The sequence below is a fragment of the Aeoliella straminimaris genome, assembly GCF_024054565.1.
Classification (GTDB): domain Bacteria; phylum Planctomycetota; class Planctomycetia; order Pirellulales; family Lacipirellulaceae; genus Aeoliella; species Aeoliella straminimaris.
Genome location: NZ_JAMXLR010000043.1, coordinates 1 through 12,445, shown reverse-complemented (window position 1 = coordinate 12,445; position 12,445 = coordinate 1). Strand labels below are relative to the sequence as shown.

Sequence of the window (12,445 nt, the reverse complement as noted above, 5' to 3'; positions counted from 1 at the left end):
GGTGCAACCTACTCGGCTGCCTGCTTGGGCAGGTTTTGCGGTGGTTTGGCCTCCGACTCCGGTGCATCGACATTCTTCCACAGCGGCACTCCCTCGTTGGAGATGTCGCCACCAGTGGCCAGGAAATACCGACCATCGGCCAGGCCCGCGTCGATGTTGGTCGATCGGTTCGAGTCGGCCGTAAACTTGGCGGTGGCTAGCGGATGCCAGTCGCCCTCGGCCGTTTGCACCCAGCCATTGCCGTACGCTGCTTTTCGCGTGTGCGTGGTGGAATCTCGGTTCCGCCGGAAGTCCTCCACAAACGAGTTGTAACCACGAAGCAGGCGGCCGTTGGTGGGCGTGGAAAACACAGCCATCTGTTGCCAACGCTCCTGTTCGGGAATGTGGAAGTAACCCGTGTAGATGGTGCGACCTTCGTCCACCCGCGCGGTGACCACAAACCGGTAGGTGGTGCCGAGCTTCCAGTCGAAGTCATAAAACGACTGGCCACCGGTGCCCTCACCGCCAAAACGCTTGACGCGCACTCCCTCGCCGTGGCCCAGTTCCTTCACCCGGCGATCCTCCGGCGTGACGTTGGGATCGTTCTGATTGCCCGGTTCCCATACCGAGAAGAGAACCAGCTTGCGATCGTCGGCCAATTGCTGAATACCGAAATACCCGCCGCCAAAGCCGCAGGCCATGAAGTAGCTGCCCGGTGCCGATTTCTTGACCGTCATCTCGTTGTAAAACAGCACCGACTCGGGGCCCGGGTACTGCAGGTGCACAGAACGACAGGCAATGCCAGTCAGCCGCTCGCTTGCGCCAGCCACACCGGCGGCGAAGGACAAAAGTACCATTACAGCAATACAGTGCAGCTTCATTGTGGCTTCCTGAGGGGGATGAAAAAGACACAATTTAGTTGGCCCCCAGGCGCGCGACCATGGGATTTTGTCACGCCCAGTGGCATTGGCGGCAAACCCGCTCCAGGGCGTAGCCGCGACCGACGGATGCCTTGTGGTCAGCGAATGGCCGATTCAGCGCAGAATTCGGGTTTCTGCCGAGGCCATCTCGACAAACACGCGGTCGAGCTCTGCGGTGACAAATTTGCTCGCTCCATAGGCGGACACATGCGTCGCATCGGAAAAGAAGACGCCATGCTCGTCGGCAATCGCAACCCGTTGCTGGCCCTCGAAGAAAGAGGAGCTGGGATCGAGGGCGATCGCGGCGTCGTGCGCGGCGACCACCTGATCGATAATCCGGTTGGCCTCGCGGCGGAAGTTCTCGTGTTCTGCCAGGGATGGGCCGAGCGGCAGCGAGTCGCCCCGCCACTTGGCCAGCCCCGCTTCGCGTTCGGGATCGAAACCGAGGCTCGGCACCTGCTTGACGATGTAGACCCGTGCGCCACGGCGGCAGAGCTGGTCGACCGTTTCGTTCAGCGACCGCGCCAACACCTGTCGGGCCGATTCGGCCGTGACTTCGTCGGCCGCCGCATCGGTAATGAGTGATCGATTGCGCCCATCGATATTGCCATGAATGTAATCGGTCCAGCGCGATACCAGCACCACGTGCTTCACCGCGTGGCGATCGATGTAGTCGAGCACTTCGTGATTCCAGTCGCCGAGGCGGTGCGATTGGTTTCTTCGCTTTGCCAACGGCATCGACACGCCAAGCAGGCCAGGGTTCCCCGCCCGGGCCGCCATGCGGCCGCTCAGGTGATGTTGCTCGGCGAGCGCGTCGAACATTTCTGCCAGGGCCAAGGCATGACTGTCGCCCCAGACGACGAAATGTGGCTCAAGCGACTCGTCGGTTGAATTTCCCAGCAGCGGCAAATCGCCTTGCGCCACGGCGTCGACCTGACCTATGTAGTGCTTGTCGACGCGCTGGTCGGCAGCCAGGCGGGCGGCCGCGTCGGGCAATCGACCGGGCAGACCATGTTGCAGCAGGATCACCAGCGCCGTGCCCGCAATCACCACCACCGAGGCGACGGCCGTCGCCAGAGTGGGATAAAACCGCGCTCGGCTGAAGCCCACGCGCACGGGCTGCTCCACCAGTCGCCAAGCCAATACGGCGAGCAAGCAGCCCAAAGCGAGGCCGCCCACGCGAGTGGCCAGGGGCATCTCGCCGTGCGATTCGATCCGCAGGAAGGCCAGCACCGGCCAGTGCCACAGGTAGAGCGAATACGACACCAGCCCCACCGCCACCATGGGGCGGAACGACAGGCAACTTCCGATGAACGTCAGCCGCCCTGTGTTTGCGTAGATCAGAGCCGCAGCGCCCAAGCAGGGGGGAAGTGCTGTGATGCCGGGGAACTCGGTGTTCATGTCGTACCCGACGGCACAGACCACGATGCTCAACAGTCCCACCAGGCTCAATAGCTCCCAGCGCAAACCTGGCTTGGCCGTGGGGTTGGCGGCGGTCGCTGTGGGGACTGGAACAACGGCCAGCAGACCCCCCAGCAGGAACTCCCAGGCCCGGCCTGGTAGCAAGAAGAACCCCGAGGTGGGAGAAATTCGCATCTCGACGATGGCGTACACGAAGCTGAGCAGCATCAGCAGGCCGCCGGCCGCCAGCATCACTTTCTTGCCGAAACGGTGCAGTCCCACCAGCAGGAAGGGGAAAATCAGATAAAACTGTTCCTCGACGGCCAGCGACCACATGTGCAGCAGGGGGAATTCGTCCGACCGGCCGTCGAAGTAGTCGGTCGCCAGGCAAAAGTAGACGTTGGCCGCCATGCCCTGTTGGGCGAATGCCGATTGGGCCAAGGCGTAAAAATCGCGTGGTATCAGCAGCAGGTAACCGGCCACCAGCGCGGCCACTACCACCAGCGAGGCCGCTGGCAGGATCCGTCGCATGCGGCGTCCCCAGAATTTGGTGAACTGGAAAGTGCCCGCATCGAGCTCGCGAACGATGATTCCGGTGATCAGAAAGCCCGAAATCACAAAAAAGACGTCCACGCCGACAAAGCCGCCGGCGAAGCCGAGGCCCGCGTGAAATAGCATGACCAGCAGCACCGCCACGGCCCGCAGTCCGTCGATATCGGGTCGATAGCAGTGCTGTTTTGTCAACTTTGCGTCCATGCCTTGCCCACCCGAGTGTCGACGAGTGTCTCCGAAAACCAGGGGGGCGAAGCATATCAGTGGGGCTGCCACCCGACAACGCCAACAGGTATCCGCAACAAAAAACCGCTGCCACCGCTTGCGGACAAAACCCCTCGGCAATCGAGGGTTTTCGGTTTAGAATCTGTTGCTAGCAGGCGTTCCAATTCTCCCCCTCGCCAGGAAGGCACTCGGCCGATGACCAAGCATATATTTGTTACTGGTGGTGTGGTTAGCTCGTTGGGCAAAGGCCTGACCAGTGCTTCGATTGGTATGCTGCTGGAAAAACGCGGGCTTCGCGTCCGCATGCAGAAGCTCGATCCTTACATCAATGTCGACCCCGGCACGATGAGCCCCTACCAGCACGGCGAGGTCTATGTGCTGGACGACGGCAGCGAGACCGACCTCGACCTGGGCCACTACGAGCGGTTTACCGATAGCCGACTCAATCGCTACTCGAACTACACCACCGGACAAATCTATCTGGAGGTCATCAATAAGGAGCGTCGGGGCGAGTTCCTGGGCAAGACCGTCCAGGTGATTCCGCACATCACCAACGAGATCAAGAGCGTCATCGCCCGCGTCGGCGAGGCAAAAGGGGACGAGCCCGCGGCCGACGTGGTGATCACCGAGATCGGTGGCACGGTGGGCGACATCGAGAGCCTGCCGTTTTTGGAAGCCATTCGTCAGTTCCCTATCGACGTTGGCAAGGAAAACTGCCTGTACATCCATCTGACGCTGGTGCCCTACCTGAAGGCGGCCAAGGAGCTGAAGACCAAGCCCACGCAGCACTCGGTGAACCAACTGCGCGAGATCGGTATCCAGCCGGACGTGCTGATCTGCCGCACCGAACAACCAATTAGCCGCGAGGACTGCGAGAAGATCGCCCTGTTCTGCAACGTCCCGCCCGGTGCGGTGATCGAGGAACGCGATAAGGACTTTTCCATCTACGAGGTGCCGCTGAGCCTGGTGGACAACAAGCTCGATGGATTGATCTGCGACCGGCTCGGTTTGAAGACCGGCGAGCCCAACCTCGACGACTGGCGCGAGCTGCTGCATCGGCTCCGTCATCCCGATCACGAAATCCACGTGGCCGTGGTGGGCAAGTACGCCGAACATGCCGACGCCTACAAGTCAATCTACGAAGCCCTCGATCACGCCGGCATCGCCAACATGGCGCGGGTGCGGATCTCGCGGATTCGCAGCGAAGAGGTCGAGGCCGAAGGGCCTGAACGTCTGTTGAGCGGCTGCGACGCCGTGCTGGTGCCGGGGGGCTTCGGCGAGCGGGGCATCGAGGGCAAGGTCGAGGCCATTCGCTATGCTCGCGAACGCGGGATTCCGTTCTTCGGCATTTGCCTCGGCATGCAGTGCGCCGTGGTCGAGTTCGCCCGCAACGTGTGTGGCTTGGAGAACGCCCACAGCACCGAGTTCGACAAGGATACCGACCACCCGGTGATTTGCTTGCTCGACGAACAGCGTTCGGTAACCGACAAGGGAGGCACCATGCGGTTAGGGGCTCAGCCTACCGTGCTGGCCGAGGGTTCGAAGGCCGCCGAGTGTTACGGCGAGCAGGAGATCTCCGAGCGGCATCGTCACCGCTACGAGTTCAACAACGCCTACCGCCAGCAGTTTGCGTCTCATGGCTTCTCGATCAGCGGCACCAGTCCCGACGGGGAGTTGGTGGAGGTGATCGAGATTCCCGATCATCCCTGGTTCCTGGCCGTGCAGTACCATCCCGAGTTCAAGAGCAAGCCGATCGCTGCCCAACCGCTGTTCGCAGGCTTCATCGCCGCGGCGGTGGACCATCGTCGGCAACGCCGCGAAAAGAAAGCGGCTAGCCAGAACGCCGCCGCTCCACCATCGAGCGACGTGACCCAGCCCACCAATTCGTGATTTGTAACGATGTCTGAAGAAAAAAAGATCATTATCGACGAGGACTGGAAGTCGCAGGTCGAGGCCGAACGCGAAGCCGCCAAAGCAGCCAGTGAACATCCGCCAGCGGGCGAAGCTCCCGCGGAACAGCCGGCCGGCGCCGCGAGCGATGTCGACCCGCCCATGCCGCCGGCCTCGTTTACGGTGCTCATTTCCACGCTGGCCACCGAGGCCATGATGGCCCTGGGACAGATGCCGCACCCGCTGACCGGCGAGGTGACGCCCCGCCGCAATCAGGCCAAGTACCTGATCGACACCATCGAAATGCTGTGCGAGCTGACTAAAGGCAATGTGTCGGACGAGGAAACCGCAGGCGTGGGCGAATTGCTGCACACGTTGAAGATGGCGTTCGTGCAGATGCCGAAAAGCTCGGCGGGTCCGCCGCCTACCAACCCAGGGTCAACGGAAGGCTAGTCCCCCCCACGCAGGAACGGATGCCATGCGACTGGTGCCGCGATTCTCGCTCCGCACGGCCGCCGTCCTGATCACGTTACTGTGCCTGGTGGTGGCCATGTTCGCCATCTGGCATCGCAGTGCTGTTGACCAGCAACGGGCCGTCGCTGCCATCGAAGCCGCTGGCGGCTGGGTGAAGATCGAAGAGAGCACCGGCTACCCCTGGCTCCGCGAGCGATTGGGGCCGCACTACTTCGATCGCGTCACGTTTGCCTCGGTTCCGGGCGAGTTCCATTGGATCCGCCGCCTGCCGCAACTGCGAGAAGTCGAATTGACAGGTGCGTTTGCCGATGCAGATGCCGGCAAGCTGGTCCAGAATCGCCATATCGAAAGAGTCGCGGTCCGCGTCGCGCAGTTTGGTGGGCAGGGATTGGAGACTCTGTGTCGAATAAAAACCTTGCGGGCCATCGAGATTAGTGGCGCAAACCTTGGTTCCAGAGATCTGGTCTGCCTCCAACGCCTGCCTCGGCTACAAAGTTTCTCGCTCGCTCACGCGGGCCTGGACGATTCGACGTTGCAGGTGCTAGGTTCGCTGCCTGCGCTCGAGCATCTCCGCCTGCAGGGCTGCCTGATGGATGGGACAGGTTTTGCCCGCTTGGCCAAGCCCACCTCCTTTACTCGGCTCAAGAAGCTGGACCTCAACTCGACGTCGCTTACGCGAGCCGGGCTGCGCGCCGTGGCTGAAAATACTCGGCTCGAGCAGCTCAATCTGAGTCGCACTGCGATCAGCGACGAGTGGCTCGTAGAACTGGCCGCGGCCGAGTCGTTATCGCATCTGGATCTGAGTTCGACTCTGGTGACCAATGCAGGAATACCCCACGTCCTGGCTCTTTCGAAGCTGACTTTCTTGAACATCGCCGGGACACGCATAACGCTCAGTGCAATCTCCGGCGATGCTAAATTGCCGCGATTGACCGGCCTTGGTGTGAATTTCCACCAATTAGATAGTGAGTTGGCAGTCGACCAATTTTTTCAAGTACACCCGGCGGCCAATCTTCTGGTTCGTGAACAGCGACTGGGGATCGATAGAAATAGCTGGAGTCAGGTGGGCAATCGCTCGCGTGCGATAGCCCTGAGCATGATTCAAAACCACCAGCAGATGTTTGCGAGCTATCGCGAGATGCAGCTGCAGTTGGAGGGGCAGAACGCGCAAGAATAAACCACGCCCAGCTCTCTTCGCGATTGCGTTACACGGCGACTTGCATCCCGCGCCGGGTGACAACGGACGGGGTAACAACGCGTCACGCTAAGGATAACTGGGCGTGGTTATTGCCGAGACAAGCTCGGCGAGGGTGGTTCTTGATGTGGGTTAACTGGGGGTGGGTTAACTGGACAGTTGATCGAACAATTCGCGGAACGTCGGCATCTGGTCGCCAATGGCGGTGGACCAGTGGTCGGGATTCCAGATCTCGACGCACACGGCGGCTCCTACCAGCATCACGTTGCCGCCGGCCTCCACTCCCAGGAACTCGCGAAAGCCCTCGGGGATGACCAGTCGGCCACGCCCGGCGAGCGGGATTTCGCGGTGGCGCGTCGACAGCAGTCTTCCGAGCTGCTGCACTTCGGCCACGCGACCGTCGAGCTTGCCGGCTTCGATCTTGCTTTTCACCAGCGCAACACCGTCGTCGAGATGCTTCTGCCAACGGTCGAGATTCCACAGGCTCAAGCAGCCCGGGCGTTCCTTGGCCAGCAGGCAGGTGGCATTCTTCGTCTCACTCTCAACCAAGCCACTCACCAGCTCGTTGGGCAGCGACAACCGAAAACGGTCGTCGAGCGTGCGGGCGACTTCACCGAGTAAGAGACCTTCGACAGACGGCATGGCAGTAATCGTGCGTGCTAACCGTCCGGCGGCCACGCGTTGTGAGTTCGACTCCTTTCGTTGCCTTGGTGGGCGGATTTCCCAGTCGCAATGCGGGAATCTTGGCCCGCTGGGGCACGATTCCCACGTGCTGCCACCAATCATAACGGTCGGTGGGGTGAATGCAAGCACTTAGGGCACGTTTCCCACGGATTTGGCCGCTTGAGGGGCTGTGTGGGCAGGAAACCCCGCCGTTTCGCAGCCTGTACAATTCGACCATTCGCTGCATTTTTAGTATTCCTGGTGACTCCCCAACATCTGGTAGACTGTAGTTCCCACCCCAGTGGCCCAGACAGGCACCCTTCCCAACGGACCAACTGCCCCACGGCCTCCCGACGCGGAGCAGCATGGACCTCAACGCAAGGAAGATCCAAGTGTTCCCACGCTCAATCCGCGCGGCGCGTTACTGGTGTGCCGCTACGTTGCTAGTCCTCAGTTGTTGGGCGGGTTGCGCCGACTTGCTGGCGTGTACCACGGCCGTCATCAGTGGTCGCGCGACCGTCGACGGGCGTCCGATTCTGTGGAAAAACCGCGACTGTGCCGACAAGCCACGCAACGAAGTTGCCCTGCTGAGCGAGGGTCGCTATCGGGCCGTGGCGGTGGCGGATGCCGGCAAGCGTGCGGCGGCTTGGATGGGGGTCAACGAAGCGGGACTTTGCATCGAGAATTCGCTGAGCAGGGATCTCCTCCAAGGACCGAAGCCGCGTAAGGGACCTGGCAACGGTGGCTTCATCAAGCAGGCTCTGCTCACGTGCGCCAAAGTCGAGGACGTGCAGCGGTTGCTGGAAGCCACCAATAAGACGGGCCGCAAGACCCGCGGTAATTTTGGCGTAATCGACGCCGCCGGTGGCGCGGTCATGTTCGAAGTAGGGGCCCGCACCTATAAGATGTTCGATGCCAACGACGCCCAGATTGCCCCGGACGGCTACATCGTCCGCACCAATTTCGCCACCACGGCCCACGACCTGCCCGCCTGTCCTGCGGTGGAGAGCGTCGGCGCACTTACCGCCGGCAAACGCTACGTGCGAGCTAGCGAGTTGCTGGCCAGTTGTGGAGCTGGCAAGCTCGACACGCAGACTGTCGTGCAGCGATTCACTCGCGACCTGATGGACGACACCGGCGCGGCTGTGCCCGGGTCGCTGAATAGCGACGCCAGCGAGATGCCGCCCGCCATCTGCAATCGGACCTCGATCAGTCACAACAAAACGGTGTCGGCCGCCGTGTTTCATGGTGTCCGCCCTGGCGAGGACCCTCGCCTGACGACCATGTGGGTGATGCTGGGCGATCCCAAGCTATCGATCGCGGTGCCCTGTTTTCCCACGCAGTCGGTGGTGGCCGATCCGTTGGAAGGTGCCAAAGGAGCGGAGCTTTGCGAACTGCCCCGTACGCTGTACGACATCAATCGCGCGCGACAGCCAGGGCAGATCCGCACCCAAGGGCTGGCCGACGTCTGGCAGGATGTGCTTCCGCTGGAGGCCAAGCACCTGCAGAGAGTTTCCGCAGCCCGCGAGGAGTGGGCCGACTCGCAAGTGGACGACTCGCAGGTCGATGCGCTGCATAGCGAGCTGGCCGACGCCTGCTATCAAGCCATGCTCGCCGAGATCGAGCAAGCCAAGCTCACAGCCACCGAAGGCAAGCTGGTGGCCTACGACAACGCGGCCAAGTCGGACCTGGCCCGCGTTGCGATTTACGACCACAGCGATGGTTCGGCCAATGGACCGAAAAACCTGTTGCGGATTCTCACTCAAAAGAGTGGTTTCGCCGCCGAACGGGTCACGCCCGAGCAGATTCGTTCCGGCGTGTTAAAGCGATTCGATGTGCTGATCATGCCGGGCGGGAGTGCGAGTTCGCAGTCGAGCCACCTGCAGGATGCTGGGCTTAGCCGGGTGCGAGAGTTCGTCCAAGCGGGCGGGGGGTACGTCGGCATCTGTGCTGGCTCCTACCTGGCAACCACGCACTATTCCTGGTCGCTGGGCATCTTGAACGCCCGGGTCTGGGACCGCACCCACTGGGATCGAGGTACCGGCACCGTGCACCTGGGGCTCACCCAGTCGGGGCAGGAGGCTCTCACGCATCCCAATCCCGCGGCCGAAGTTCACTATGCACAGGGGCCACTGCTGGTTCGCGGGCTGGATGCGGAACTGCCTGCTTATGAGGTGCTGGCGAGCTACCAGAGTGGCATTGGCAAACGGGGCGCGGTGGCCGAGGTGATGCCCCACACGCACGCCATTGTTCGCTCGATGCATGGCGAAGGCCGCGTGATCTGCTACAGCCCTCACCCCGAGAAGCTCGATGGCCCCAACCATCTGATCGCGGCAGGCGTGCGGTGGGCCAGCGGCACGGGCGTGCAGGCCGGCGGCGAGTAATCGAGCAGTTATTCGCCCAGCGTCCGCTTGCGGCGGAGCAGGTGGTGATAGTGCTGGGCGAAGCGGTGCGACTCGTCGCGGACGTATTGCAACAGCCGCAGCGCGTAGGCATGGCGGCTGAGACGCAAAGGCTCGTCGCGGCCGGCCACGTAGATCAGCTCTTCCTTCTTGGCCAGCGACAACACCGTGGGCGGCTCGATGCCAAGCGAGCGAAACGCCTCCATACCGCGGCCGAGTTGGCCTTTGCCGCCATCGATCAGCAGGATGTCGGGAAAGACTTGCTCGGCTTCCTGCAACCCACGAAAACGACGGGCGACCACTTCGCGGATGCTGGCATAGTCGTCGATGCCCTGGACTTCGCGAATGCGGAACCGCCGATAGCCCGGCTTGAACGGCAGGCCGTCGATGAACTGCACCAAACTGGCGACCGTCTCGCTGCCGCCCAGGTGAGCGATGTCGACCCCCTCGATGGTTCGCGGGGTCTCAGCCAGACCCAGTATCTTTCTCAGCCCGGTGAGACCCTTCTTGGGATCGATGTAGAACACTTCAGGTTGTTCGTGCTGCTCCAGGTCGCCCCGTTCCTTCACGCGTTCGAGCAGTTGAATCTCATCGCGCAGTCGGGCTGCCTTCTCGAACTTCAATTCACTGCTGGCCTGCTGCATTTCCTTCTGCATCTCTTTGACCAGCGACTTGCGGTTGCCGTCCAGGAACATCCGCAGGCGCTTGATGTCTTTGCGGTACTCTTCCTTGCTGATCCGCAGGTTGCACGGCGCGGTGCATTGATCGATCGACGCCAGCAGGCAAGGGCGGAACCAGCGCCACCGCTCGTCGCCGTCGTCGATGTCGAGCGAGCAGGTGCGGAACTTGAACACCCGTTGCAGTACCTGCAGGGCACCCCGCAAGCTGCTGACGTTGGTAAATGGTCCGTACAGCTTCACGCCCGACGACTTCGGCTCGCGGGTGATTTCGACGCGGGGGAAGTCTTCGTGCGTGGTCACCTGCAGGTATGGGAACGTCTTGTCGTCGCGGAGTTCCTGGTTGAACTTCGGCTGGATGTCCTTGATCAGCCGGGCTTCCATCAGCAGGGCGTCGACCTCGCTTTCGGCTTCCAGGAAGTCGATGTCGTACGCCTCGCGGACCAGCTGAGCGGTGCGGCGCTCGTCGGCGGCCGCCTGCAGGAAATAGCTGCCGGCCCGGGCCTTGAGATTTTTCGCCTTGCCGATGTAGATGACCCGCCCCTGCTGGTCCTGGAACAGGTAGACACCCGGCGTGGTGGGGAACTTGCTGCGAACCTTGTCCGCCGCCCGGGCAAAGAATTCCGCCTGCGACTTGGGCAACTCCACTGCAGGCGCACCGGTATCGCCGGCCGGGGTCGACTCGATGAGCCCGCCGTCAGCCGCTTCATTTGCAGAAGGTTCGCCAGTAGGGTTGTCCGCCATGTTCAGTCGTCCAGGTTACAGCTATCCCTGTTAACCTTAGGCGGAGGGCGGCTGAGAGGCTAGAGGAGCGTGGCGTTGTGGCGCTTCCGCACGGTCTTACGCATTGCGGTTAGCTAGCGGGTTTCATTCCGCCACGAATGGCACCTGCGGCCGTTGCCCCGTAGTTGGCGGCAAACCTAGGATCCAAGGGCCGCGAGTTGGGCACTGAGAGCCAAATGCGCAGCAGGTGGCGTTTGCGATCGGGCTCGCTGTAATCGGTGAAGGCGGTGCGGCGATGCAGCGTCACGAAGTTGTTCAAGAACAACATCTCACCCGGCTCCTGCCGGAAGGTGCAATGGAACTCGGGCGACTCGGCGACCTGCTGAATCGTATCGAGTGCTTCGCGCTGCAGGGGAGTCATCTCGGGCGTTTCGCCGCTGGCGTACGCCCTGTCGATCAGGACTCGCATCAGACTTGCAGCAAAGTAGCCCTCGTGGATCGAAAAGATGGGTTGCTCGCAAAAAGCCATCGCATTGCCGGTATCGACGTTGTGCCGCTGGTACCAATAAGGCTGCATCAGCACTTCCACCAGGTCGGGGCGTTGGTTCAGCAGGTGATTGTAGATCGCCACGGAACTGACGAGTTGGTTCTCGCCGCCGGACTGGGCCTGGCGGTAACAGTGAAAGCCAATCACGTCGCAACGATCCGTATGAAAGCTGAGTGGCTTGCGTGTATTGGGACCGCGGGCCCGTTTATCGTCGCTTGCGAACCCGGCATCTCGAACGCTGAAGATCTTCTCGCCATTCGCGCTTTGCGAGACGGGCGTGCCGATATGGCGAGACACGGCCCAAAACGCACAGCGAGCGCAATCGAGGCTGACGTCTTCGCCCGGAAAACCTGTAATGCGGACCGCTCCCGCTCCCTGCTCGAGCAACTCTTGAATCTGCTCGAGTCGCGGGGCAAGCCGCGGCAGTCCAATCCGGTCGGGCACCACCTCCGTGGTGTCCTCCCGGATCTGCATCTGACGGGCGGCCGTCAGCAGCTCGTCGATTTCTTCGGACGTGAATCGATAGTCCCACTCTGGACGGTCGAGTAGCTCGTCGCCCTTCCAGGCGGCGTCGATTTCGATGGGACGGAGTGTTGAATTGCTCATAGTAAACAAGTTTCGCCAACCGAACCTTGTTTGGCAACCTGACCGCCCGCATCGAAGGGCTACCTCCATAGGCTATAGAATATATTAGCCACGATAGGACCAAGGAGAACTGCCAGCACAAAGAGGCATCCCCACTTGTCACTTTGCGGTTGTTGTTTTGTTGGCGGAGCGCCGTACGGGGAGGAGCGCCG

At 61.7% G+C, this 12,445-nt stretch carries 9 protein-coding genes; 4 read left to right on the top strand and 5 right to left on the bottom strand.

The window, feature by feature from the left end; genetic code table 11:
• Positions 1 to 8: 8 nt before the first annotated feature.
• Together NG895_RS13070 and NG895_RS13065 are read right to left on the bottom strand one after the other, a co-directional pair.
• Entirely contained in the window at positions 9 to 860 is an 852-nt protein-coding gene (locus tag NG895_RS13070; RefSeq protein WP_252852951.1) for a DUF3472 domain-containing protein, read from the bottom strand.
• Between the two features lie 153 nt (positions 861 to 1,013).
• Positions 1,014 to 3,056, bottom strand: coding sequence for an acyltransferase family protein (locus NG895_RS13065; protein WP_252852950.1), 2,043 nt, complete (start codon positions 3,054 to 3,056; stop codon positions 1,014 to 1,016).
• A gap of 216 nt (positions 3,057 to 3,272) precedes the next feature.
• Between NG895_RS13065 and NG895_RS13060 the strand changes: the two genes are divergently transcribed.
• Genes NG895_RS13060 through NG895_RS13050 form a run of 3 tightly spaced genes read left to right on the top strand, consistent with a single transcriptional unit; the run spans position 3,273 to position 6,618 of the window.
• The gene (locus tag NG895_RS13060; protein WP_252852949.1) at positions 3,273 to 4,967 is read left to right on the top strand and encodes a CTP synthase; all 1,695 of its coding nucleotides are present in this window, start codon (positions 3,273 to 3,275) and stop codon (positions 4,965 to 4,967) included.
• Between the two features lie 9 nt (positions 4,968 to 4,976).
• Positions 4,977 to 5,420: a DUF1844 domain-containing protein gene (locus tag NG895_RS13055; protein ID WP_252852948.1), complete on the top strand. Its 444-nt coding sequence runs from the start codon at positions 4,977 to 4,979 to the stop codon at positions 5,418 to 5,420.
• A 25-nt stretch (positions 5,421 to 5,445) separates the two neighbouring features.
• A complete protein-coding gene (locus NG895_RS13050; RefSeq protein ID WP_252852947.1) occupies positions 5,446 to 6,618 on the top strand; it encodes a leucine-rich repeat domain-containing protein in 1,173 nt (390 codons plus the stop codon).
• Between the two features lie 165 nt (positions 6,619 to 6,783).
• On the opposite strand, the gene NG895_RS13045 is transcribed toward NG895_RS13050, so the two are convergent.
• Positions 6,784 to 7,278 carry a division/cell wall cluster transcriptional repressor MraZ gene (locus NG895_RS13045; RefSeq protein WP_252852946.1) on the bottom strand — a complete coding sequence of 165 codons (495 nt, stop codon included), beginning with the start codon at positions 7,276 to 7,278 and terminating at the stop codon, positions 6,784 to 6,786.
• A gap of 413 nt (positions 7,279 to 7,691) precedes the next feature.
• On the opposite strand from NG895_RS13045, the gene NG895_RS30605 reads away from it, so the two are divergent.
• The gene (locus NG895_RS30605; protein ID WP_252852945.1) at positions 7,692 to 9,683 is read left to right on the top strand and encodes a BPL-N domain-containing protein; all 1,992 of its coding nucleotides are present in this window, start codon (positions 7,692 to 7,694) and stop codon (positions 9,681 to 9,683) included.
• Between the two features lie 8 nt (positions 9,684 to 9,691).
• Here the strand turns inward: NG895_RS30605 and NG895_RS13035 are convergent, their stop codons facing one another.
• Both NG895_RS13035 and NG895_RS13030 read right to left on the bottom strand, forming a co-directional pair.
• The gene (locus NG895_RS13035) at positions 9,692 to 11,128 is read right to left on the bottom strand and encodes an excinuclease ABC subunit UvrC (RefSeq protein ID WP_425267229.1); all 1,437 of its coding nucleotides are present in this window, start codon (positions 11,126 to 11,128) and stop codon (positions 9,692 to 9,694) included.
• Positions 11,129 to 11,231: 103 nt separating this feature from the next.
• Positions 11,232 to 12,254, bottom strand: coding sequence for a TauD/TfdA family dioxygenase (locus tag NG895_RS13030; RefSeq protein ID WP_252852943.1), 1,023 nt, complete (start codon positions 12,252 to 12,254; stop codon positions 11,232 to 11,234).
• Positions 12,255 to 12,445 lie beyond the last annotated feature (191 nt).